Below are 21,695 nucleotides of genomic sequence, written 5' to 3'. Positions count from 1 at the left end.
AAAAGAAAATGATAGATTGATACTATCCAAAGCACTGAGAAAATCTTAGTGCTTTATTTTTTTTGAAAGGAGCAAAACTATGAATATTGTTGAACCATTAAGAGACAAGGATGATATCCAAGCCATGAAGGATTATCTATCATCTTGGAATGAAAAGTATTATATGTTATTTCTTTTGGGAATCAATACAGGTTTTCGTGTTGGCGATATTCTCAAACTAAAGGTTAAAGATGTTCAAGGTTGGCACATTAAAGTTAGGGAACAGAAAACGGGGAAATATAAGAGCATCAAAATGACAAGACCACTCAAGAATGAATTGAGGGAATTTGTCAAAGATAAAGAACTACATGAGTATCTATTTCAGAGTCGTGTTGGAAAGAACAAGGCACTTAGCTATAAGACGGTATACTGGTTTCTTAAAAGAGCTGCTGAAGACTTAGGCATTGATAATGTCGGAACTCACACGATGCGAAAAACATTTGGCTATCATTACTACAAGAAGTACAAGAACGTTGCAGACTTGATGTCATTATTCAATCATTCAAGTCCAGCAGTCACACTAATTTATATTTGTGTAAGGCAAGATGAACTTGATACTAAGATGAGTAATTTTAGCCTCTAATATTTTTTTGATTTTTTCAACTATCCATAACGAGGAAGTTTCTAGTTTATATTTTGAATAGGGCCTGAAGCATTGTCCGCATTAGTTTTTGAGCGTGAAACAAAATTGGATAAAATATAAGATATAACTAATTCAACAGAGATATTTTACATAAATTCAAAACTCAAAAATAAATCTTGTCAAAAAAAGATATAGAATTGACAAAATGAATCTGATATATTTGTATCATGTGAAAATCCAGAAGTTGAAGGAGTGGTGTAGGCGATGGCTTATTTTAAAAATCCTAAACACTCAGACTGGTTCAGAGCTTGGCAGATTAGGTTCTATAACTCGAAACCTTGGAGAACTCTGAGAAATAGAATCAGAAAAACAAAGCGTATGCGCTGCGATATGTGTGGACGTTTAATTCATAGCAAGAGCATTGTCGACCATATCATAGAGATCGATGAAACTAATTATCAAGATGAGTCTATTACTCTCAACGAAGATAATCTGCAATTACTTTGTCTCGAGTGTCATAATACAAAAACATTTCAAAGTAAAATAAATTTAAATTTAGAAAATCGGAATATTAATTTATTTTGATTTTTTTATTTTTGTTTTTTTATTTTTGTTTTTTATCAGATCCCCCCTATTTAAAATTTTCACACACAAAAAATAATAACGGTGTCAATCCTCTTATATACCTCTCCCCCAAAAATGACGAAAATTGATACAAGAAAGGAGCATGATTTTGAAAATCAATGAAGTTTTAGAAAAGCTAGGAATAAGTCGTGCTACCCTCACCAGGTATCGAAAAAAGCTAGGCATATTTGAAGAAACTCGGTCGAATATCACAAAAAGTCAATTCAAAGAGTTAGAAAAGCTGGCAAATCAACGGCAAAAGTATACAAGAGAAGAACGTGTTGAACTATCTCGTAAGACTTTCAAGTTGATTCCAAAAGAAAAAATGCTTGAAATCAATGACAATGATTCAGTAGGTTTGAAAAATTTAAAAACTCAATACAATCATAATCAAAAAGTGATTGAAAACTTTCAGCTGGAAATCAATAAAGTTATCAATGATGGTGAGTTACCTGATAAGTATCTACTTGATGGAATGGAAAAGTATCAAAAGCTAAACATGCAGATTATGTCAACGATTGAAAAGCAAAGTCCACAGGGTGATAGTCTCAAAGAAATGATTCAGGAGAAGTTGGCTCGATATGGTTGAGATGAGATATTTTGATAAATATGCTCAGCTGGTCTACTCAGGGAAGATTCGTGTTTGTGAACTTACGATGAAGTCGATTAAACGAGTAGAGAGGTACAAGGAGCAATACATCTTCAAACAAGAAGAAGCTGACAAACGGATTGAGTTCATTGAGGAAGAGTGCAGCAACACTAAAGGTCTTGCTGGAAAGTTACGTTTGGCCTTACCTCAGAAGGTCTGGCTAGAAACAACGTGGGGTTTTTATCATACAGTTGAAGTTACAAAAACAGATCCCGATACACTTGAAGAATATAAAGATTTTGAAGAAAGGCGTCTCATTCATGAGGTGCCTATTATTGTACCTCGTGGTACAGGAAAAACCACCCTTGGTTCTGCCATTGGTGAGGTTGGTCAGATTATTGACGGTGAGTGGGGTGCTGATATTCAGCTTCTAGCTTACAGTCGTGAACAAGCTGGCTATCTGTTTAATGCTTCTAGAGCTATGCTGTCGAACGAAGAGAGCTTGCTACACTATATGCGTGAAGCTGACATACTACGGTCAACTAAACAAGGTATCTTGTACGAGACAACTAATAGTCTTATGTCAATCAAGACTTCTGACTATGAAAGCCTTGATGGTACTAATGCTCACTACAATATTTTTGATGAAGTGCACACTTATGATGATGACTTCATCAAGGTTGTGAATGATGGTTCGAGTCGTAAGCGAAAAAATTGGATAACATGGTACATCTCCACCAATGGGACGAAACGGGACAAGCTTTTTGATAAGTATTACAACATCTGGGTAGATATTCTTGATGAAAAGATTATCAATGATTCGGTCATGCCTTGGATTTATCAGCTGGATGATGTTTCTGAAATTCACAATCCAGATATGTGGCAGAAAGCTATGCCTTTACTCGGTATAACGACTGAGAAGGAGACGATTGCCAAGGATATTGAAATGAGCAAGAATGATCCAGCACAACAGGCTGAGCTAATGGCTAAAACATTTAATCTCCCTGTTAATAACTATCTTGCTTACTTCAGTAATGAAGAGTGTAAGGGTTGGTCAGATAAGTTTGATAAGAGTTTGTTTGTCGGAAATGAGGAGCGGAGTGCTCGCTGTGTGCTTGGTGTTGACTTGTCGGATGTCAATGATATTTGTTCGGTCTCATTTATGGTCGTGCGTGGCGAAGAGCGTCAGTATTTGAACAAGAAATTCATGCCACGTCATACGATTGAAGGACTTCCGAAAGAACTGAGGGACAAATACGCTGAGTGGGAGCTTAGTGGACAGCTTCATGTTCATGAGTTGGACTACAATGACCAAGCCTATATCTTTGAGGAGTTAAGGCAGTTTATGAGCGAGAATAGAATCTTACCAGTTGCAGTCGGATATGACCGCTGGAATGTAAAAGAGCTTATCCGCTTAATTAATGCCTACTACGGAGATATATGTCACGACATTCCACAAACGGTCAAGAGCTTATCCAATCCTTTAAAAGTGTATAAAGAAAAAGCTAAGATGGGGAAAATCATCTTTGACGATCCTGTGGCAACTTGGAACCATGCAAATGTTCGTGTCAAGATCGATGCGAATAACAATGTATTTCCAAATAAAGAAAAGGCAAAAGAAAAGATTGACGTATTTGCTAGTCAGTTAGATGCTTTTATCTGCTACGAAAATTTCAAGGAAGACTTGAGTTATTATTTTGATTGAGGTGAAGAATGAATAAATATATAAATAATTTAAGAGAGGTCTTTGCTAGAATTTTCAGACCAAGTAATAGAAAATCCACAAGGACCTATTTACAAAGAAATTTGAATTATTGGAGAAGAAATTCGATTTACTTAGATAATATCTACAATAAGATTTCAACAGATACTGCACAAGTTCGATTTAAGCATGTGAGAATCACTCGAAATCCGACAGGAGTTGATAAGATGGAGTGGTTTGAAAATAGTGATCTTGCAAATGTTTTATCTTTCTCTCCAAATCCTCTTGAAATACCAGTTGTGTTTTGGGCAAATGTAACAAGAGCTATGCTGAAAGATGGTGTTGCAGTCGTTGTTCCACGTTGGGAAAATGGTCGACTGATTGAAATTTGGCTTGCAAAGAAAACAATATCATGGACTGCAGAGAGAGTTGAAATCATGATTGATGATGTAGAGATTGAGCTACCTCTTAGCGATGTCTGGGTTTTTGAGAATCCTAAATTAAACGTGACAAGTCAACTAAACCAAATCACAGAATTAATTGATATCAACCTTGATGCGTTAACCGAGAAGTTAGGCAGAGGGAATTCAAAGTTGAGAGGATTCTTAAAACTACCAACTAAAGCAGCAGATGAACATTTGAAGAAACAAGCTAAGAGTCGAGTTGATATCATGATGGAACTTGCTGAAAATGGTGGCATTGCCTATCTTGAGCAAGGTGAGGATTTTATGGAATTAAACAAAGATTACTCAACCGCTTCTAAAGAAGAGATGGAGTTTCTGAAATCACAACTTTATCATGCTCATGGGATTAATGAAAAATTGTTTACTTGTGACTATACAGAAGAACAATATAGAGCTTACTATTCTAGCGTCATGAAATTATATCAACGTGTATTCTCTGAAGAAATTAATAGAAAATATTTCACGAAGACGGCAAGGACACAGGGGAACAAGCTCTTGGTCTTCTTCGATATGGCTGACATGATTTCATTCAAGGATCTCGTTGAAGGTGGATTTAAATCTAAATACGCAGGTTTGATGAATTCAAATGAATTCCGTGAAACCTATCTAGGGCTTCCAGGATATGAAGGTGGAGAAGTATTCGAAACTAATCTAAATGCAGTCCGTATCGAACCGAGCGAAGGTAATTAAAAATAGGGTGGGCGGTTGGCAGAAATTTTAAGAAAGGAGGTAGGCTATGGAAAAGTTAAAAACCTTTGTCGTTAAGTCAGTTGAGGAAGAGTCAGCTGACTTTCATTTTGAGGCTTATGCCTCCACTTATGGCAATACCGACAGAGACGGCGATGTGATGGCCAAGGGGTGTTTTGATAACACTCTGAAGACTAAAGCTGTCGTACCTATGTGCTTAAACCATGATCGCAATCGTGTCATCGGTAAGCATGAGCTGTCGGTAGATGAAAAAGGTCTGCGAACACGGTCGACATTCAATCTAAGTGATCCAGAAGCTAAGAAAACCTATGACCTCATGAAGATGGGGGCACTGGATAGTCTGAGCATTGGATTTTTTATTAATGATTATGAGCCAGTTGACGCTAAGCAACCTTACGGTGGATGGATTTTTAAAGAAGTTGAAATCTTTGAAATATCTGTCGTGACCGTGCCAGCCAATCCTCAAGCAACCGTTGATAATATTAAGGGATTTGATATGTCTGTGGTTGACAAGCGAATCGCTCAGGCGAACATGAAGCAAGATATCATGAGTAAACTTGCAACGATTTAAAAAAGGAGAAAAAAATGAAAACACTAGTCGAATTGATGGAAGAACGACAAAAACATGCAGATGAGTTATCTGAGGTCAAATTAAAAAAAGCTTCAATCGAAGAGAAATTGAAGTCAGCAACTATTGGAGAAGAAGAACTTGCACAGTTGAAATCAGATGCAGAAGAATTGGCATCCAAAGCAAAGGAACTCAAGAACACAATTTCTAAGTTAGATATTGAAATTGAAGAAAAAGAAGACAATCTCAATAAAGCTGCTAAATCTATCAAGGAAGTACAGAAAGGCAAGACACAAATGGAATACTTAAAAACAAAAGAAGCTGCACTTGATTTCGCTCGAATCCTCATGGATAACGAAGGCAGCTCAAACAGTGCCCGCAAAGCGTGGGAAGCAAATCTGGTTGAAAAAGGTGTAACTGATGTTGGCAAAATCTTACCTGAACCAGTATTGATTGCAATCCAAAATGCATTTAATGATTACGACGGTATCCTGAACCATGTAACCAAAGATCCTCGTTATGCAGTACGTATTTCACTTCAAATGCAAAAAGCAAAAGCTAAAGGCCATCAGAATGGCAAAACAAAGAAAGATGAATCTTTTGTATTTATCGATTATACAATCAACTCTGCAGCTGTCTACATCAAGTACAGTTTTGAGTATGCTGACTTGAAGAAGGATACAACAGGTGCTTACTTCAACTATGTGATGAATGAATTAGCCCAAGGCTTTATCCGTGCAGTTGAACGTGCTGTTGTTATCGGCGATGGTAAAAATAGTGATGATGATGACAAAATCACTGAAATTAAATCTATTGCAGAAGAAACACTTGCTCAACTATTTGATACACAAGAAATCAGTGTTGACGGGGAATTTGACAGTACTGTTTTAGAAACCCTCGTCAAAGGGATTGATAAACTTGCTGCAAATACAACTCCAATTTTGGTAACTTCAAAAACCATTGCCCGTAAACTTAAAATGGTTAAGGATGGCGAAAAACGCTACATTGATCCACAACCATTCGCACCAATTTCACAAACAGGAAATGTCATTGCTGGTTACCAAGTATATGTCTATGACTGGATGGAAGATGCGACTAACCCAATTATCGCATTTGCTGACAAGGCTTATAAGATGATTGGTGATGATGTCTCTGCTGATCGCTTTGAAGACTATGATGTAACGATGAATCGCCGTCATATCGAACTTGCTAGCGTGCTTGGTGGCCGACTTGGTCAGTACAAATCAGCTGTGAAATTCACAAAAGGTTGATTTTAAATAGAAAGGGGAGTCTAAAATGACAATCCTTAATCAAATTAAAGAAATGGTTGAAGTTGATGTCGAAGAAGAAATCTTTGACACTCAACTTTTAAGCTACATAAATAGTGGGATTTCATATCTAACGAGAAACAACATTCCTATCACTCGCATTGATAAAGAAAGCGAATTGACAGAATGGGATGAGATTGAAGAGGATGATAAAGAAACAATTTTAGATTGGTTACATTTGAGATGTGTTCAGAGATTTGATAAATCCTTGATGACAGGAAACTCAACAACAATGAGCTGGATTGATGAAGAATTGACAAATATTCTCTATCAATTAAAAGCTATTTACGGAGTTTAATCATGAAATCATCTAGAGTATCAATCATCCTTTGTTACGATAAGCGTACAGAGGTCGAAAAAGGTGTTTTTGAAAAACAAGTTGTAGAAAAGAAAGTCAAAGCTGAAAAAGAGAAAATCTACCAACGTAGGCTTGATAAAGCTTTGGCAGATGGTCAAGTTTTGACAGCAAGATTTCGGATACGTTCTAACTATGTGACAGATTCCTTAGACTACGTGAAGTACAAAGGGAAAGAGTACAAGGTAAATGTTGGAACTGAATCTGATGATGGCCACTACACGATAATTGAATTAGGAGAATTGAAATAATGGCTAAGAAGTTCTTCACCAGGCAAGAAATTCAAGAAATCCTAGAAAAAAACACTTTAAAATCAAAAGTGTTCTATATGGAACGTGAGGAAAAGTCCTCTCCTGACAACGTTATTCTTTACTATCGTTTAACTCCGAGTAGTAGTATTACTGCTGATGACACAGTACACATGAGAAAAGTGACTATTCAAATCAGTCACTATCACAAGAAGAAACTAGACAGCATTGAGGAATTGATGCTGTCTAATTTTATGTGTGAACCTAGTCAGTTGAATCTAAAACAGCCTGATACAGATTACTTACTTACAACCTACAGAATCGAGGTATTCACAAGTGGGAAGTGGTAGCGTTAATGTGAAAACATTAAAAATCGATATACAGAATCAAGTTTTAGAAATCATAGAAAAAGCAGGAAAAAGCACCGCTGGAGATATTAGAGACGGAAGTCCTAGAAGAAACGGAGTATATGAAAAAGGATGGACTCACGAGACCATTGAAGATATCGCTGTAGTATATAACAACGGGAAAGAGAAGTCGCTTGCTCACTTGTTAGAAAATGGGCATGCAACAAAAAATGGTGGATTTGTAGCACCTCAAGAACACATCAGACCAGCTTATCTCAAAAATAAAGAAATCTTTCTCAATAATATGAAATCAATAAAAATCAGACCAAATTAAGGAAGGAGTCACAATGACTTATAAATATGACACACGAGAGATTACTCATGGTAATGCCATGGGATTCTTTGCTAAGATTTCAAAAACAGAATCTGGCGCACTCGATCTAAAAACACCATTCCCATTTACAGGCTTGCGAAAAACATCTTTTGAAACTTCACAAGAATCAAAGGCATACTACGCAGACAATGTGGAGCACGTTCGTCTTCAAGGTAAGAAATCAACTGAGGGATCCATCACGACTTATCAAATTCCTAAACAATTCATGATTGATCACTTGGGGAAAAAGCTGACAAATTCAATTCCTCCAGCGCTCATCGATACTGGTGTGAATGCGAATTTCATTTGGGGATATGCTGAAACGGTTACAGATGAGTTTGGTTCTGAGGTTGAGGAGTTCCACATCTGGACCAATGTAAAAGCATCAGCTCCAAAAGGCAGCACTACAACAGATGAAAGTTCTGCTACACCAAAAGAAATCGAAATTCCATGTACTGCGTCACCTAACAATTTCATTCTAGATTCAGATAAAAAACCTGTTTCAGAAATTGTATGGCGTGATACAGACAAGGGTGTTGTCCGTGCTAAATTTGATAAATTGTTCGCTTCAAGTACCCCAACGAAATTGATTGATTTTATCAATGAAGCTTTAGGAACAACAGCCATCGTGCCAGGAGGCTAAAATGATTAAAAAAGAACTATCATTCACAGCGTTTGATAGTTATGGTGAAGAAAGAGAGCACACTGAAACAGTGCGCTTTCTTTATTCTTTACCAGCTATCAAGATGTATGAACAGCGAACAGGTCGCAACTTCTTTGATGACAACCAAAAAGCACTCACAGCTTACACACAGCTTGCCCTTGTAACTGGTGCAAATGGTAGCTTATCTGATTTAACTGATGAAGAAAAAGTCAAACTAATGCCATTACTTATGGAGCCAGATTTCATGAACTTCCTAACTGAAGTCATCCCTTGTCTGTACGGTGAGGTTGAGAATGGTCGCTTGGTACAGAATGAGCTGACTGCTGAAACAGCCTCTCTTGCTCCTTGGTTTGGGGATTTGATCGATATTGGTTTTTTCTCAGACCTCTTTTATGAATTTAACCGAAGTAGAGCAAAGGTTCCTCAAGATAGAAAAAAGCCTCAACAGAAGTCATAACTTCTGAAAAAATTTATAAGGTTGTTTTTGAAAATCGGATGGATGTTTTTTGGGCAGAAAGTCAACACTTTAATTATCTGATGGGGACACTACATCAGATGAGTATCAATGAAAATGAGAAGAAAACTTTATCAAACGCAGAATTACTAAATGTAATGTCTGACTAAAACTGAAAGGAGGAAATCTATGGCTGAAACATTTGAAGGCTTATATGTCAAATTTGGTGCCAATACTGTTGAATTTGACAGATCTGTAAAAGGTATCAATAATGCTTTATCTAGTTTGAAAAAAGATTTCAACAACATCAATAAACAATTGAAGATGGATCCAGACAATGTCGACTTGCTGAATCGTAAGTTGCTCAACTTACAGGAACAAGCTCGTGTTGGTGCTATGAAAATTGCTGAACTCAAAAAGCAACAAAAGGCACTGGGAGAATCCGAAGTTGGGTCAGCACAGTGGAATAAGCTTCAACTTGAAATTTCTAAAGTTGAATCACAGATGAAGGTTGTTGACCAGGCAATGAATTCAACCAAAAAACATATCGAAGATGTAGGAAATCCAAAGTCTATTTTAAATCTCAACAAAGAAATCAACAATGTTGCAAAAGAACTTGATATCGTCAACCAGAAGCTTGAATTAGATCCTAAAAATGTAGAATTGTCCGAAGAAAAAATGAAGTTATTAGGTAAACAATCTTCATTAGCCAAGGATAAGGTCCAGGAGTTGAAACGGAAACAAGAGGAATTAGGAAAGGAAAAAATCGGAACAGAGGAATGGCGACAACTTCAAAATGAAATTGGGCAAGCAGAAGTTGAGGTGTTAAAGATAGATAAAGCCATGGGGAATCTAGGGGATTCGAGCCGTTCAGCAACAGGAAACATCAAGGAAGCTACAGGATACTTAAAAGCCGATGTAATGATGAACGTTGCTGAAAAGGCAGGACAACTAGGTCAAAAAATGGTTGATGCTGGTAAAAAAACAGTAGATGCATGGTCTGAAATCGACGAAGCGATGGATACTGTTACGACGAAGACTGGACTTACTGGCGAAGCCTTGTTAGGACTTCAGGAAATTGCAAAAGGAATTGCTACATCATTACCATCGGCTACATTTCAAGAATCTGCTGACGCAGTTGGTGAGTTAAATACACAATTTGGACTTACTGGTGATACTTTGCAATCTGCAGCAGAGTACCTATTGAAATATTCGAAAATAACTGGAGAAGATATTTCAAATTCAGCAATAAATGCCAAGAAAGCAATTGATGCTTACGGTTTATCTAATGAGGATCTAGCGAGAGTATTGGACTCAGTAACAAAGGTCGGCCAGGATACTGGTCAATCTTATGACTCCATCTTTCAAAAAGCAATTGATGGAGCTCCTCAGATTAAGATGCTAGGCTTATCTTTTGAAGAGGGGGCGACATTAATTGGTAGATTTGAAAAAAGTGGGATTGACTCTTCTGCGGCTTTATCTTCTCTTTCAAAAGCTGCAGTAAACTATGCCAAAGACGGGAAGTCCTTGACGGATGGATTGAACGAGACTGTCAATGCAATACAGAATTCAACTAGTGAAACAAAAGCTTTGAGTATTGCTTCGGAAGTTTTTGGGAGCAAGGCTGCACCACGTATGGTAGATGCTATCAAACGGGGGGCGTTTAGTTTTAATGATTTAGCTGAAGCAGCTAAATCCTCATCAGGAACTGTAGCAACAACATTTGATGAAACAATAGATCCTATTGATAAACTAACAACCTATTCCAACAAAGCGAAAGAAGGACTTGCTGAGGTAGGTGGCAAATTACTTGAGACTGTTATACCAGCTTTAGAACCTTTGATGGGCATACTTGAATCTGCTGTCAATTGGTTTACCAGCTTAAATGAAACTGATCAACAGACTATCGTGATTCTTGGCCTCGTTACAACTGCTGTAATGCTACTGCTTGGTGCAATAGCACCGCTAGTCATTGCTATAGGTGCAATAGGTGCGCCTGTTGGAATTGTAATAGCGGCAATAGTTGCTGCTATTGCCGCTATTACACTCATCATTCAGGCCATCATGAACTGGGGGGCTATATCCGAATGGCTTCAGTCGACTTGGGACGCTTGCGCCGCTTGGCTCTCTGAATTGTGGACTAATATTGTCACGACTGCTACTACAGCGTGGTCAAATTTCACTGCTTGGCTTTCTGAAATTTGGTCTTCAGTAGTCTCAACGGGACAGTCTTTGTGGTCTAGCTTTACTAGCACCTTGTCCAATATTTTCTCAAGTTTGATTTCAGGAGCTCAGTCTCTGTGGTCAAGTTTTACTTCTACCCTTTCCAATTTATGGTCTGACCTGGTCTCAACTGGGTCAAATTTGTTTAATAATTTGAGTAGCACGATTTCAGGAATTTTTGATGGTATCTTATCCACTGCTAGCAATATTTGGAACTCTATCAAATCAACTGTTTCAAATGCTATTAACGGTGCTAAAGATGCGGTAGGTAGTGCAATTGAAGCTATTAAGGGATTCTTTAACTTTGAATTTAGATGGCCTCATATCCCTCTACCACACTTTAGTATTTCAGGATCTCTTAACCCAGTTGACTGGTTGAGTAACGGGTTGCCAAGTATTGGCGTAGAGTGGTATGCCAAGGGTGGTATCTTGACCAAGCCGACTTTATTTGGAATGAATGGAAATAGAGCAATGGTTGGTGGAGAAGCTGGTGCAGAAGCAATCCTTCCACTCAATAAGTCAACTCTTGGTGCCATTGGACAAAGTATTGCTAATACGATGAACACATCGAATAGCATCAATGTCAACTTTTCAGGAGTGACCATCCGAGAAGAAGCAGATTTGAATAGACTAGCTGACGTAGTCGGAACACGTATTGCTGAAGAACTACAAAGAAAAACTAATTTGAGAGGAGGTTTCGCATGACAAAAATTAATGAGTTAACCATCGACGGAGTGAAAACATCATCATTTAAATGTGAGATTCTGGTTGAAACACGACCACAAGTCATCGTATCCTCCTCAAAAACTAGTCTTTTAGAACATGATGGAATCAGTGGTGCAATTGTTCAATCAAATAGGCATCGTAGGTTGATTGAAAAAAGCTACCACATCAGCTTGATTAACCCAACGGATGAAGACTTATACCGCTTTTCTTCTCTGTTAAATCGTGAAAAATTTTGGTTGGAGAATGAACAAGAGCCAAGCGTGAAATATTGGTGCTATAAAGTGGATGATTTCAAAATTATTAAAGATGATTTTGGTGCATGGACGGTGGATGTAAAATTCACATGTCACCCTACCAAATACTTTAAAGGCTCCGATACACAGAGATTGACAAGAAGTGGAACTTTAACCGTGCAAGGTTCTGCTCTTGCTTTTCCTAAAATCACAATCATTGGCCAGAGCGCTGCTGAGACTTCGTTTACAATTGCTGGTCAGGTCATTCGTCTTGAAAGGCTTGCTGAGCCGCTTGTGATGGTCAACAATCCTGATAATCCTAGTTTTAAGACAACAACAGGAAAACCAGTGAAATGGTCAGGGGATTTTATCACAGTTGATCCAGCGAAAGTGCAGAATGTTGGTGTTGTTTTAGGTCCAGGTATTCAAACGCTTGAAATCGAAACGGTTTGGGGGTGGGCATAATGCTATATTTGCTTGAAAGCGATACTCGTAATGTTAAATGGAACGGTATTCCACTACACGAAGCGACTTCAGCAATCATAAAAGAGCAAATGAACGGGGATTTTATCCTCACTGTTCGCTACCCTATCACGGACTCTGAGATTTATCAGCTTTTCCGTGAAGATATGTTGATTAAAGCACCAGCGCCTGTGATTGGTCCGCAGTTGTTCCGCATCAAAAAGCCAGTAGAGAATGATGATCATTTAGAAATCACTGCTTATCATATCACTGATGATGTCATGCAGCGGTCTATCAATCCTCTGTCTGTCAACAAGCAAAGTTGCTGGCAGGCTCTTTCTCAATTGGTACAAGTTGCTAAGTCTCCTATCAATGATTTTTCATTTACCAGCGATATCACGGATAGGCGCACCATCAACACAAAAGAAGTAGAAACACTCTACAGCGTGTTAATGGATGGCGCTCACTCAATCGTGGGAACATGGGAAGGAGAGATGGTTCGGGATAATTTCGCTATCTCAATTAAGCGAAACCGAGGAGAGGACAGAGGTGTTATCATCTCTACCCACAAAAACCTAAAATCCTATCAACGAACCAAAAACTCACAAAATGTTGTTACTCGGATTCACGCCAACTCTACATTTAAGGCAGAGGGTGCCAAGGAAGATACAACGATTGCCATAACGGTTGATAGTCCGTTAATTGGTGCCTACCCTTACATCAACGAAAGAAGTTATACAAATAACAACATTCAGACCGTTGAGGAGTTGACAAAGTGGGCTAGTGCTAAATTTACTAACGAACACATAGATAAGGCTACAGATGCCATTAAGATAGAAGCCTATGAACTTGATGGGCAGACCGTCCACATGGGCGATATAGTTAACCTGAAAAGTTATAAGCACAATGTGGACGTTTATAAGAAAGCAATTGCCTATGAGTACGACTGTTTAGCAAACAACGGACAGGGAGCCTATCTAACCATTACCTTTGATGACAAAGTGAAATCAGGAGGAGATGGTGGCGGAGTGACAGCAGTAGCAAATGCGATTTTGGACAAGCAAGAAACAAAATTTGACATTATGCTGGAACGTGCGATCGCCAACGCCAACCGTGCCTTTGATGCTGAATTTGCCAAGCATGAAAAAAACATCACGGATGCCATCGAGCAGTACAAGGCCAAAGCTGAAGAAATGGGCGCCAAGATCCATGAAGAAATGGAAAAAGAGCGCCCTGAGTTCGTGAAGCGTATCCGTGAGGAATTGATGAGTGGCGCTGACTCAATCGCTGAACTGAGTAAGAAACTGGAACAGGTCAGTGAGACTGCAAGGGTCAATGCTAGCTTGATTGGCGGTGACGGGAATACCCAGTACAATAAGAACCGCTTGAATGGTGGCACGGCTAAGAAAATTAGCTATGGAACGGACTTTGTGGAAGTAGGGCATAACGGTGAAGGTTTTGAAGTTGGTAAGAAATACGTTATCAGTTGGTCAGCTACCTGTACACCTTACGGTAAGACTGATGTGACTGTGGTAGTCAATAAGAATCCGTTCTATGGTGGACACGTTCATTTGGCGCCTGCTAATGAGGTCATGCCAGCGATTGATAAAGACCTAACCCAGAAAGAGGAGCAGGTCTTGGCGGTCTACTACGGTGCCTATCGTCTGACATTCTCAGGCGACTGGTATCAGAATGTAGAGCAGTCTGTGACGATTGACAATCAGACAAGACGGATTGAACTAGCGCCAGTCTATAAGACGGTTGCTGACGGGCAAAATGCTAGATATGAGGGAAGTTGGAGTGAGAACCCAACTTTTATTTTTGACGGAGGTAGAACATGACAGAGACAATCCCAGTGAGGGTACAACACAAGCGTATGTCAGCGAGCGACTGGGCAAGTAGCACTCTGGTCTTGCTCGATGGCGAGTTAGGCGTTGAGAGTGATACAGGCAAGGTCAAGGTCGGAAATGGCCGTGACCGATTTTCAGCATTGCAATATCTAACAGGACCTAAAGGAGACCGTGGCGAACGTGGGGAAACAGGACCACGAGGAGCAGACGGTGTTATGCGATTCGAGAACCTGACGAGTCAGCAGAGAGAGGGCTTACGAGGCGATAACGGTCATAGCTTAAATGCGAATGTTCGTATCGAGGGAAGCTATCGAAATGGTGCGACTAGTCAGTTGAATTTAATCGCAGACGTCTACTATGACGGAACGCGTTTAACCAATGGCTATACTGTTGATTATTACTACCGTGGTTTTGGGAACAATAACTGGCAAAGTTTGCTGAGCCAAACGCCTGACGCGAACGGTAAATTTGCTCAGTGGAACGCCTCTCAACGTTCAGGAGGCTGGCTTGAGGTCTATATCGTTGTAACGTACAACGGAATAAAAGCAGCTGCTAGCACACGGCTTGACAATGTTAGCGACGGTGCAACAGGTCCAGCTGGTGCACGAGGCGCTGATGGCGCTAGAGGAGCAGATGGAGCGCCTGGTCAAAACATCATCAACCAGAACGGCGGTCAACCAATGAAATATTGGTCTGGTACAAGGTCTCAATATGACGCGATTGCCAACAAGGATAGTAATACTATCTATGACATTTATAGTAGTTCGTAGGAGGTAGTATGGCTAGAGAAGGAATTTACGTGGGTGGCAAGGAAATTATCCAGCGTTATGTAGGAACACGGTTGGTTTGGGAAAAAAGAATACGAGTTTTAGAACTTTTTTCAAAATTTGTTATTGCGTCTCCAAGTTATGGAGAAAGTGTAATGAATATCTATGATTATAGATTTGGTTTCAGTAACTATTCTATTGACGAAGTTCGTTTCATCGGTAAAACTGAATCAAATGTTATTCCAGTAACACTAGAACGAGGTTATGGTAACACCCACATTAAAGCCCGTTTCAGAAATACTGAAGATTTTGAGAAAGCAAAGAGGGATTTTAATTCTTCAAATGGAGAAACTTCTATGAAGTTTTACTCAGTATGGAGGTGACAAATGGATATTACCATTCAAAATGTTCGTTCGCCTGCTCTTGAGCACGATGGGCGATATTACAAGGTTTTCCAGCCACGTACACGAGATGAACTGCTGAAACTGCACCATATGGGTTGTGTGGGTGATACGGTGCTGACGGATATCCAGCTTGAGCAGGGTGATTTCCCTACTAGCTTCGTGGAGCCTACTGTCACACAACGTACCCTGTCAGGTCTCTTCAAGGACATGCGCTCAATAGAGCTGGAATTGAGAGACCCACACAGCACCCTGTGGGGCAAAATCCAGCAGAATAATCAAGGGGCGCTGACTCAGTTCTTTGATACCAATGTCAAGAGCGCTATTGCTCAGACGGCTAAAGAAATCAGGCAGGAAGTACGAGACGCTGCTAACAGTGCGAGGGTACAAGTGACATCGGAAGGTGTGACCATCGGCTCTACTACCTTAACGGGTGAACAGTTAGCCTCTACCATTTCCGCAAGTCCTAGAGGCGTTGATATCATCGCTCCGCACGTTCGAGTACAGTCAGATATGTTGGTAGATGGTGCTGTAACAGCTAGGAAGATGGCCGCTGGTTCTGTCGCTGCTGAACATATCCAAGCTGGTGCCATCACAGGCGATAAAATCAGCGTAGATGATGCCTTAATCAAGAACCTGACCGCTAGAGATGCCTTGATTGACAAGCTGACTTCTAAGGAAATCTTCACAACCAAGATTGAGTCAGTTGTATCTAGCTCAACCTTCTTACAAGCCTATCAAGGCGAAATTGGAGGTTTCACCTTAGGTCAATTTGACAACGGAGGCGGACGCTGGATTTCTGGAGTGAACCAATTCTCTGTTGGTATGGGGAATGGAGCTGGTGGCGGTACTAAGACAGCTTTCTGGGCCAATTGGGGCAATAACTGGAACCAAGCAGGACCGAACTCTTGGCATGTGGACACAGATGGGCAGATGTATTGTAAGAATACAGTTAGTTTTTATGGAAAAGTTGACTTTTCTGGCTCTACAAACGTTAATTTCTACAGCAGGATTAATGCTACCAAAGGTATCTGGACAGGAAATGCAGATGTTTATGGTGCTGGGTCAAATCCAGCTGGAGGAGAGAATGCCGTCGTCTGGTGGAATCAAATCACTACAGCAAAATGGAGAGGCTATGCAGGTATTACTTCGAGTTCAGATATACGATTGAAAGAAAATATTAAAGAGAGTCCAGTTAATGCCTTGGATAAAATCCAAGCGTTGAATATGGTCTCTTTTGATTTTATTGAGAGCCAGAAATATGAAGAAGTTGGTTTGATTGCGCAGGAAGTACAGAAAGTAGTCCCTCATGCAGTTGAAATAGATGAAGTAACATCTTATCTTTCTATCAACTACTCAAAATTTGTACCCTACTTGCTGAAGGCTGTCCAAGAATTAGACCAGAAAATCAAAGAATTGGAGAACATACATGGATAACAACACAATCGACAAGTTAGTCGCTGAGTCACTCGCTAACCGCTTGGGAGAAGGCGAATTGGGTCGTGCGTATTTAGAGGCACATTATACGCTGGCTTTGGCCGAATTGCAGGCTTTTAAAGCCGTACTGGAATATGACCCAGCACTTAAAGAACTATTTGAAGAAACTCACGCTAAAATGAAAGGAACTAACTAATGACTTACAAATTAACAGGAAGCCCTATTTTAAAAGGGGAGAAAAACGTCACAATCGTAACGATTGAGAAAGAAGAACCTGGGCGCTATAGCTATGAGCGTGTGGAATTGCCAGGCAATCGCACGCATGATAATGAAGAAGTGCTGATTAAAGCAGTTTTGAACTTCATTCGTACGGAACTTGATCCGACGAGTGCTCTTGTACAGGCTCAGGCTAAGTTAGAAGAAACTCACGTTAAGCTTCAAGAGACTGAACAGAAATTGGCACAAGCCGAAGCTAAGCAGACGGCCACAGATCAAGCAGTTAAGCAGAACAAGACTGAAAGCGACCACTACGGCAAAGTTAGCTACGCATTAGTTTTAACGTTGATAACAGAAAAATTGCTTCAGTACGGAACAGCTTATAAAGTTTTAGTTGATTTAATTCAATCAGCTGAAGTAGGTAAACACTATATGCCAGGTGATTTGATTACCATCGAAGACCCAGAGCACGTTGAGTTGGATGGTGAAGGTAAGAGGGTTCTAGTACAACTTAACCGTGAATTTACTTATAATGGAGAGCCTGCAAGCGACTTTATTCGTAATGGACGTCTTGAACGTGATGGATATGGCGCAGCATGGAAGTACGAGCCTAAAGAACAAAATGAGCCTACGAATGTCGCACCAGTAGCTACAGTTTCTACGACAGCTACCGTGGCACCTACAACTGCAGAACCTCCTACTACAACAGTTACACCTAACCAATAGTGGAGGTGCTTTATGGACGTCTTACAATCAACAGAGCATTTCTTCATGAACGTGCTACCAGTAGCTTCACCGATTATTATCGCTTGGCTTAGCTACAAACTGCCGAAGAAATCAAAGGAACAGACAGACCAAATCATTTCAGAGTTAAGTGAAGTCAAGAAACAAATCAAAGATGTCCAGATTACTACTGATGAGAACAACGCCAAAATTGACGAAGTACAGGCAAAGCTAAAACTACACGACGATGCGCACCTTGTAACGATGAGGACGCACCTCGATCGTGACATTCGTAGAGCTATCCGTCGTGGTTTTACAACTAAAGATGAGTTCTATGTAGTCGAAAACATGCACAACAGCTACAAGGCTTTGGGTGGTAATGGCTACATTGACCACTTGTACAATAATTTTGAGGCGTTGCAAATCAGGGACGACATCTTAGTCGAAGATGAGAAAGGAGCGCAGAATGACTTATGTTCGTAATTCAACGAATCTCAAACAAGTTGACGGTGGATTTTTAGTCAAGCAAGGCGATGTGGCTTCCACATTCACCTTTTCTTTACTTGACGAAAATCATGAGCCGATTCCACATCTTGAAGGACAAGAGGCATCTATCACGTTGACAAGAGGCAAGGAGCAATTACGCAAAACAGCAGTCGTGACAAATGGTGCAGTTACTTTTAATCTAGGTATGATTTTACCTGCTGGCTTATATCAAATCGAGGTATCAGTGGGGGGATATACATTCCCAAGCGACGACTCGACTCAAATTAGAATCACAAAATCGGATAAGAATCTGGTCACAAATGAAATCCACGCTCTCAAAGAGTTGGATATTGCAGAAGAAGTTAAGAAGCAGCTTGCAGGAAAAACTGTAGGTAGCGATGGCACAGCAAGTCAGGAAATTCCTGATTTGCTCACGTATTATAATCTTGGGAAGGTGTAAAAAATTATGGATACAAGTAAATGGATCGCATTCGCTCAAGCATTGGGAGTGGATCACAAAGCGCTGAAGCAGTTAATCGATACAAAGATTGACAGCGCTACGTTAACGCAAGCTATTGAGCAGGCAAAAACCGCAGTGAAAGCTGAGATTTTAGGTGACGGTGTTCCTGAAAATCTTGACACACTGAAAGAGATTGCTACGATGATTTCAAGCATGAGTGGTGATACTGAAGGTGCAGTCGTTCAAAAATTGGCCGACCTCGGTCGTCGTATTGATGAATTTGCAAACCTCGACCTTGTCTCAACTTATAACGCAGCGAAAGCGTGATTGTTATGAGCAATTTTGAGGAATTTGCTCAAGCAGTCGGTCGTGAGTTAAAACCCTGAATCAAAAGCCTGAACCAAGGCTGACATTAACAGGCAATACCCTCGGCATCGCTGGGGGTAATAATGTCACCCTACCGCTACCAGATAACGTAGGACAGGAAATCCGTGGTACAGGCTCACCAGAGGGGCGTATCACAGCCGAAATCGGAACAACCTATGTAGATGTCAACGTGACGAACGGCGCTCTGAAATGGATAAAAGAAAAAGGGAACGATAACACAGGCTGGCGTGTGCTGATTGGTGATACTGGTTGGAGGACGTTAAATTCAGTTTCAAAATTAATAATCGGCGATAAAAGTTCATTTATTAAAATTAGAAGGGTTAACAATCTTGTCACTTATAACTTCGGAGGTCTTCAGTACGGTTGGTTTGGTATTGTGAGAAGAAACGGTAAAGGTTTTGTTCGGCACAATAGTACAGGCGATAAAGGCGTTAAAGTCATTGGTAGTGGCGGTATTCCCGAAGGTTTTAGAAGTGAAACTTCGCTTGTAGGACCAACTTATGACGATAAGGGTATACCATATGGTATTTGGTATTTAGGTGGTAAATCTGACTCTAATTTCATTCAATTCACATTTAACGAAGACATCCCAACTAACCGAGATATTGGAGATATTCGTGTGAGCGCTATCTCATACTTGACAGATGAGCCTTGGCCTACAAAATTACCGTAAAAGAAAGGAAAACATACATGATTAACTGGAAACTACGATTACAAAATAAATTCTTTTGGCTGACCGCCATTCCAGCCTTCTTGCTTGTCTTGCAAGCTGGTGCAGCAGTCTTTGGATATCATCTAGATTTGGGCGATATCGGCAACAAGTTGATTCTGCTTGTCAATGCGGTCTTCGTATTCTTGACCGCTATCGGTTTGGTCAACGACCCAACAACAAGCGGAATCACAGACAGCACACGAGCTCTAGAATACAAGAAACCAAGTGAGGAATAAGAATGACAGTGAATATTGAAACTGCAATTGGCTGGATGAAAGAGCGTGAAGGTAAGGTTTCTTACTCAATGGATTTGAGAGATGGTCCTGATTCTTACGACTGCTCTAGTTCGATTTACTACTCTCTCATGAGTGCTGGGGCAATTTCAGCAGGTTGGGCCGTAAATACTGAATATGAACACCAGTGGTTAATGGATAATGGATATACCCTTATTGCAGAGAACACACCTTGGGACGCTCAACGTGGGGATATCTTCATCTGGGGCCGTCGCGGATATTCTAGTGGCGCTGGTGGACACACGGGTATGTTTGTGGATGAAAACAACATCATCCACTGTAACTATCGCTATGATGGTATCACGGTCAACGACCACGACGATATCTGGCTATACGCTGGACGTCCTTACTATTATGTTTATCGTTTAGCGAACGCGGACGCACAACCTGCAGAAGTTAAACGAGGCTGGCAGAAGAATGATACGGGCTACTGGTACGTTAAAGAAGACGGCTCTTATCCAAAAGATAAGTTTGAGAAGATTGAAGGCACTTGGTACTACTTTGACGGCTCAGGCTATATGCTTGCAGACCGTTGGAAGAAGCACTCAGACGGTAACTGGTACTGGTTCGACGGTTCAGGGGCAATGGCCACAGGTTGGAAGAAAATCGCTGAGAAGTGGTACTACTTCGACGTAGAAGGCGCCATGAAGACAGGATGGGTCAAGTACAAGGACACTTGGTACTACCTAGACGGTAAAGAAGGTACTATGGTATCAAATGCTTTCGTACAGTCCGCAGACGGAACAGGTTGGTACTACATCAAACCAGACGGGACAATGGCAGATAAGCCAGAATTCACAGTGGAGCCAGAAGGCTTGATTACGACTAAATAATTTTAAAAAATAAATAGAAAGGAAACTTTCCAAAATGTTCTTTCACCGCAAGCCTGAGCTTGCGGTTTTTTTGTTTGCTCTGAAAGTACTTTCTAAAATAAAAAAAGTTTAAAATTCTTTGTTAAAACACTTGACTACCGCATTGTAATGCGGTATAATAAATAATGTAAGGAGGTGATACAAATGGACAACATAGACGAGTGGCTAGCAAGGGTCACAGTTGCGATAGGGATTGCAGTAGCAATCTCAAAAGAGAGTCGCTCTTGGTACAAGGTACTAAAAGAGCAAAATAAAAAAGCGAAAATCGCTCCCAAGTTTACCAGACGCAGGAAGAGATAATCGCTAAAGGGTAAGAGAGCGAAAGCTCTCCTTACCTTTCATTGTATAAGAAAGTTAGAGAAAAATCAAGATGAAAATTATTTTATTTGTAGCAATTTTGG

27 protein-coding genes and 2 pseudogenes are annotated in these 21,695 nt (G+C 40.2%); all 29 read left to right on the top strand.

Annotated elements, in window-relative coordinates; genetic code table 11:
* Window positions 1-79 precede the first annotated feature (79 nt).
* A complete protein-coding gene (locus N8N51_RS04390) occupies window positions 80-622 on the top strand; it encodes a site-specific integrase (RefSeq protein WP_001028147.1) in 543 nt (180 codons plus the stop codon).
* Between the two features lie 264 nt (window positions 623-886).
* Complete coding sequence (locus tag N8N51_RS10475) at window positions 887-1,207, top strand: HNH endonuclease signature motif containing protein (protein WP_314725897.1); 321 nt, start codon at window positions 887-889, stop codon at window positions 1,205-1,207.
* A gap of 142 nt (window positions 1,208-1,349) precedes the next feature.
* The gene (locus N8N51_RS04380; RefSeq protein WP_000601030.1) at window positions 1,350-1,835 is read left to right on the top strand and encodes a hypothetical protein; all 486 of its coding nucleotides are present in this window, start codon (window positions 1,350-1,352) and stop codon (window positions 1,833-1,835) included.
* Window positions 1,828-3,540: a terminase TerL endonuclease subunit gene (locus tag N8N51_RS04375; RefSeq protein ID WP_261103646.1), complete on the top strand. Its 1,713-nt coding sequence runs from the start codon at window positions 1,828-1,830 to the stop codon at window positions 3,538-3,540. The genes N8N51_RS04380 and N8N51_RS04375 overlap by 8 nt, the downstream gene beginning before the upstream one ends.
* Before the next feature lie 8 nt (window positions 3,541-3,548).
* Entirely contained in the window at window positions 3,549-4,691 is a 1,143-nt protein-coding gene (locus N8N51_RS04370; protein ID WP_261103645.1) for a phage portal protein, read from the top strand.
* A gap of 46 nt (window positions 4,692-4,737) precedes the next feature.
* A complete protein-coding gene (locus N8N51_RS04365) occupies window positions 4,738-5,280 on the top strand; it encodes an HK97 family phage prohead protease (protein WP_050253681.1) in 543 nt (180 codons plus the stop codon).
* A gap of 14 nt (window positions 5,281-5,294) precedes the next feature.
* Entirely contained in the window at window positions 5,295-6,548 is a 1,254-nt protein-coding gene (locus tag N8N51_RS04360) for a phage major capsid protein (RefSeq protein WP_261103644.1), read from the top strand.
* Window positions 6,549-6,573: 25 nt separating this feature from the next.
* Window positions 6,574-6,903, top strand: a complete 330-nt coding sequence (locus N8N51_RS04355) for a phage head-tail connector protein (protein WP_050253679.1) — start codon at window positions 6,574-6,576, stop codon at window positions 6,901-6,903.
* Window positions 6,904-6,905: 2 nt separating this feature from the next.
* Window positions 6,906-7,211 (top strand): head-tail adaptor protein, encoded by a 306-nt coding sequence (locus N8N51_RS04350; protein WP_050253678.1) that lies wholly within the window; start codon window positions 6,906-6,908, stop codon window positions 7,209-7,211.
* Complete coding sequence (locus tag N8N51_RS04345; protein ID WP_261103643.1) at window positions 7,211-7,558, top strand: hypothetical protein; 348 nt, start codon at window positions 7,211-7,213, stop codon at window positions 7,556-7,558. Before N8N51_RS04350 ends, N8N51_RS04345 begins: the two co-directional genes overlap by 1 nt.
* Window positions 7,545-7,889: an HK97 gp10 family phage protein gene (locus tag N8N51_RS04340; RefSeq protein WP_000534622.1), complete on the top strand. Its 345-nt coding sequence runs from the start codon at window positions 7,545-7,547 to the stop codon at window positions 7,887-7,889. Before N8N51_RS04345 ends, N8N51_RS04340 begins: the two co-directional genes overlap by 14 nt.
* A 13-nt stretch (window positions 7,890-7,902) precedes the next feature.
* Window positions 7,903-8,571: a phage tail protein gene (locus N8N51_RS04335; RefSeq protein WP_261103642.1), complete on the top strand. Its 669-nt coding sequence runs from the start codon at window positions 7,903-7,905 to the stop codon at window positions 8,569-8,571.
* 1 nt (window position 8,572) lies between these two features.
* On the top strand, window positions 8,573-9,049 hold the full coding sequence (locus tag N8N51_RS04330) for a hypothetical protein (protein ID WP_261103641.1): 477 nt from the start codon (window positions 8,573-8,575) through the stop codon (window positions 9,047-9,049).
* A gap of 186 nt (window positions 9,050-9,235) precedes the next feature.
* Window positions 9,236-11,974 (top strand): phage tail tape measure protein, encoded by a 2,739-nt coding sequence (locus N8N51_RS04325; RefSeq protein ID WP_261103640.1) that lies wholly within the window; start codon window positions 9,236-9,238, stop codon window positions 11,972-11,974.
* A complete protein-coding gene (locus N8N51_RS04320; protein WP_261103639.1) occupies window positions 11,971-12,693 on the top strand; it encodes a phage tail protein in 723 nt (240 codons plus the stop codon). Before N8N51_RS04325 ends, N8N51_RS04320 begins: the two co-directional genes overlap by 4 nt.
* Window positions 12,693-14,531, top strand: a complete 1,839-nt coding sequence (locus N8N51_RS04315; protein ID WP_261103638.1) for a phage tail spike protein — start codon at window positions 12,693-12,695, stop codon at window positions 14,529-14,531. The genes N8N51_RS04320 and N8N51_RS04315 overlap by 1 nt, the downstream gene beginning before the upstream one ends.
* Window positions 14,528-15,310 (top strand): collagen-like protein, encoded by a 783-nt coding sequence (locus N8N51_RS10470; protein ID WP_314725844.1) that lies wholly within the window; start codon window positions 14,528-14,530, stop codon window positions 15,308-15,310. The genes N8N51_RS04315 and N8N51_RS10470 overlap by 4 nt, the downstream gene beginning before the upstream one ends.
* Before the next feature lie 8 nt (window positions 15,311-15,318).
* Window positions 15,319-15,690 carry a hypothetical protein gene (locus N8N51_RS04305; RefSeq protein ID WP_261103637.1) on the top strand — a complete coding sequence of 124 codons (372 nt, stop codon included), beginning with the start codon at window positions 15,319-15,321 and terminating at the stop codon, window positions 15,688-15,690.
* A 3-nt stretch (window positions 15,691-15,693) separates the two neighbouring features.
* A pseudogene (locus N8N51_RS10555) lies at window positions 15,694-16,101 on the top strand (gp58-like family protein); the annotation flags it as partial.
* Window positions 16,102-16,209: 108 nt separating this feature from the next.
* Window positions 16,210-17,145, top strand: a pseudogene (locus tag N8N51_RS10550) (tail fiber domain-containing protein); the annotation flags it as partial.
* Window positions 17,138-17,341, top strand: coding sequence for a hypothetical protein (locus tag N8N51_RS04290; RefSeq protein WP_261103632.1), 204 nt, complete (start codon window positions 17,138-17,140; stop codon window positions 17,339-17,341). The pseudogene N8N51_RS10550 and the gene N8N51_RS04290, both read left to right, overlap by 8 nt.
* Window positions 17,341-18,087 (top strand): hypothetical protein, encoded by a 747-nt coding sequence (locus N8N51_RS04285; protein WP_261103631.1) that lies wholly within the window; start codon window positions 17,341-17,343, stop codon window positions 18,085-18,087. The genes N8N51_RS04290 and N8N51_RS04285 overlap by 1 nt, the downstream gene beginning before the upstream one ends.
* Window positions 18,088-18,099: 12 nt before the next feature.
* A complete protein-coding gene (locus tag N8N51_RS04280) occupies window positions 18,100-18,567 on the top strand; it encodes a hypothetical protein (RefSeq protein ID WP_261103629.1) in 468 nt (155 codons plus the stop codon).
* On the top strand, window positions 18,551-19,030 hold the full coding sequence (locus tag N8N51_RS04275; protein ID WP_261103628.1) for a hypothetical protein: 480 nt from the start codon (window positions 18,551-18,553) through the stop codon (window positions 19,028-19,030). The genes N8N51_RS04280 and N8N51_RS04275 overlap by 17 nt, the downstream gene beginning before the upstream one ends.
* Before the next feature lie 6 nt (window positions 19,031-19,036).
* The gene (locus tag N8N51_RS04270; RefSeq protein WP_261103627.1) at window positions 19,037-19,357 is read left to right on the top strand and encodes a hypothetical protein; all 321 of its coding nucleotides are present in this window, start codon (window positions 19,037-19,039) and stop codon (window positions 19,355-19,357) included.
* Window positions 19,358-19,586: 229 nt separating this feature from the next.
* Complete coding sequence (locus N8N51_RS04265; RefSeq protein WP_261103626.1) at window positions 19,587-20,090, top strand: hypothetical protein; 504 nt, start codon at window positions 19,587-19,589, stop codon at window positions 20,088-20,090.
* Between the two features lie 17 nt (window positions 20,091-20,107).
* The gene (locus N8N51_RS04260) at window positions 20,108-20,365 is read left to right on the top strand and encodes a phage holin (protein ID WP_084865369.1); all 258 of its coding nucleotides are present in this window, start codon (window positions 20,108-20,110) and stop codon (window positions 20,363-20,365) included.
* Window positions 20,366-20,367: 2 nt separating this feature from the next.
* Window positions 20,368-21,255 (top strand): peptidoglycan amidohydrolase family protein, encoded by an 888-nt coding sequence (locus N8N51_RS04255; protein ID WP_261103625.1) that lies wholly within the window; start codon window positions 20,368-20,370, stop codon window positions 21,253-21,255.
* Between the two features lie 183 nt (window positions 21,256-21,438).
* A complete protein-coding gene (locus tag N8N51_RS04250; RefSeq protein ID WP_261103624.1) occupies window positions 21,439-21,594 on the top strand; it encodes a hypothetical protein in 156 nt (51 codons plus the stop codon).
* Window positions 21,595-21,695: the final 101 nt, after the last annotated feature.

It is taken from the genome of Streptococcus mitis, assembly GCF_946188685.1.
GTDB classification, from domain to species: Bacteria; Bacillota; Bacilli; order Lactobacillales; family Streptococcaceae; genus Streptococcus; species Streptococcus mitis_CC.
Note: the sequence above shows the minus strand (reverse complement) of the source record. Positions and strands in the feature narration are given on the sequence as shown.

Coding starts and splice junctions, on each gene's coding strand:
- N8N51_RS04390 (WP_001028147.1), top strand. CDS start 80: ATGAATATTGTTGAACCATTAAGAGACAAGGATGATATCCAAGCCATG.
- N8N51_RS10475 (WP_314725897.1), top strand. CDS start 887: ATGGCTTATTTTAAAAATCCTAAACACTCAGACTGGTTCAGAGCTTGG.
- N8N51_RS04380 (WP_000601030.1), top strand. CDS start 1,350: ATGATTTTGAAAATCAATGAAGTTTTAGAAAAGCTAGGAATAAGTCGT.
- N8N51_RS04375 (WP_261103646.1), top strand. CDS start 1,828: ATGGTTGAGATGAGATATTTTGATAAATATGCTCAGCTGGTCTACTCA.
- N8N51_RS04370 (WP_261103645.1), top strand. CDS start 3,549: ATGAATAAATATATAAATAATTTAAGAGAGGTCTTTGCTAGAATTTTC.
- N8N51_RS04365 (WP_050253681.1), top strand. CDS start 4,738: ATGGAAAAGTTAAAAACCTTTGTCGTTAAGTCAGTTGAGGAAGAGTCA.
- N8N51_RS04360 (WP_261103644.1), top strand. CDS start 5,295: ATGAAAACACTAGTCGAATTGATGGAAGAACGACAAAAACATGCAGAT.
- N8N51_RS04355 (WP_050253679.1), top strand. CDS start 6,574: ATGACAATCCTTAATCAAATTAAAGAAATGGTTGAAGTTGATGTCGAA.
- N8N51_RS04350 (WP_050253678.1), top strand. CDS start 6,906: ATGAAATCATCTAGAGTATCAATCATCCTTTGTTACGATAAGCGTACA.
- N8N51_RS04345 (WP_261103643.1), top strand. CDS start 7,211: ATGGCTAAGAAGTTCTTCACCAGGCAAGAAATTCAAGAAATCCTAGAA.
- N8N51_RS04335 (WP_261103642.1), top strand. CDS start 7,903: ATGACTTATAAATATGACACACGAGAGATTACTCATGGTAATGCCATG.
- N8N51_RS04330 (WP_261103641.1), top strand. CDS start 8,573: ATGATTAAAAAAGAACTATCATTCACAGCGTTTGATAGTTATGGTGAA.
- N8N51_RS04325 (WP_261103640.1), top strand. CDS start 9,236: ATGGCTGAAACATTTGAAGGCTTATATGTCAAATTTGGTGCCAATACT.
- N8N51_RS04320 (WP_261103639.1), top strand. CDS start 11,971: ATGACAAAAATTAATGAGTTAACCATCGACGGAGTGAAAACATCATCA.
- N8N51_RS04315 (WP_261103638.1), top strand. CDS start 12,693: ATGCTATATTTGCTTGAAAGCGATACTCGTAATGTTAAATGGAACGGT.
- N8N51_RS10470 (WP_314725844.1), top strand. CDS start 14,528: ATGACAGAGACAATCCCAGTGAGGGTACAACACAAGCGTATGTCAGCG.
- N8N51_RS04305 (WP_261103637.1), top strand. CDS start 15,319: ATGGCTAGAGAAGGAATTTACGTGGGTGGCAAGGAAATTATCCAGCGT.
- N8N51_RS04290 (WP_261103632.1), top strand. CDS start 17,138: ATGGATAACAACACAATCGACAAGTTAGTCGCTGAGTCACTCGCTAAC.
- N8N51_RS04285 (WP_261103631.1), top strand. CDS start 17,341: ATGACTTACAAATTAACAGGAAGCCCTATTTTAAAAGGGGAGAAAAAC.
- N8N51_RS04280 (WP_261103629.1), top strand. CDS start 18,100: ATGGACGTCTTACAATCAACAGAGCATTTCTTCATGAACGTGCTACCA.
- N8N51_RS04275 (WP_261103628.1), top strand. CDS start 18,551: ATGACTTATGTTCGTAATTCAACGAATCTCAAACAAGTTGACGGTGGA.
- N8N51_RS04270 (WP_261103627.1), top strand. CDS start 19,037: ATGGATACAAGTAAATGGATCGCATTCGCTCAAGCATTGGGAGTGGAT.
- N8N51_RS04260 (WP_084865369.1), top strand. CDS start 20,108: ATGATTAACTGGAAACTACGATTACAAAATAAATTCTTTTGGCTGACC.
- N8N51_RS04255 (WP_261103625.1), top strand. CDS start 20,368: ATGACAGTGAATATTGAAACTGCAATTGGCTGGATGAAAGAGCGTGAA.
- N8N51_RS04250 (WP_261103624.1), top strand. CDS start 21,439: ATGGACAACATAGACGAGTGGCTAGCAAGGGTCACAGTTGCGATAGGG.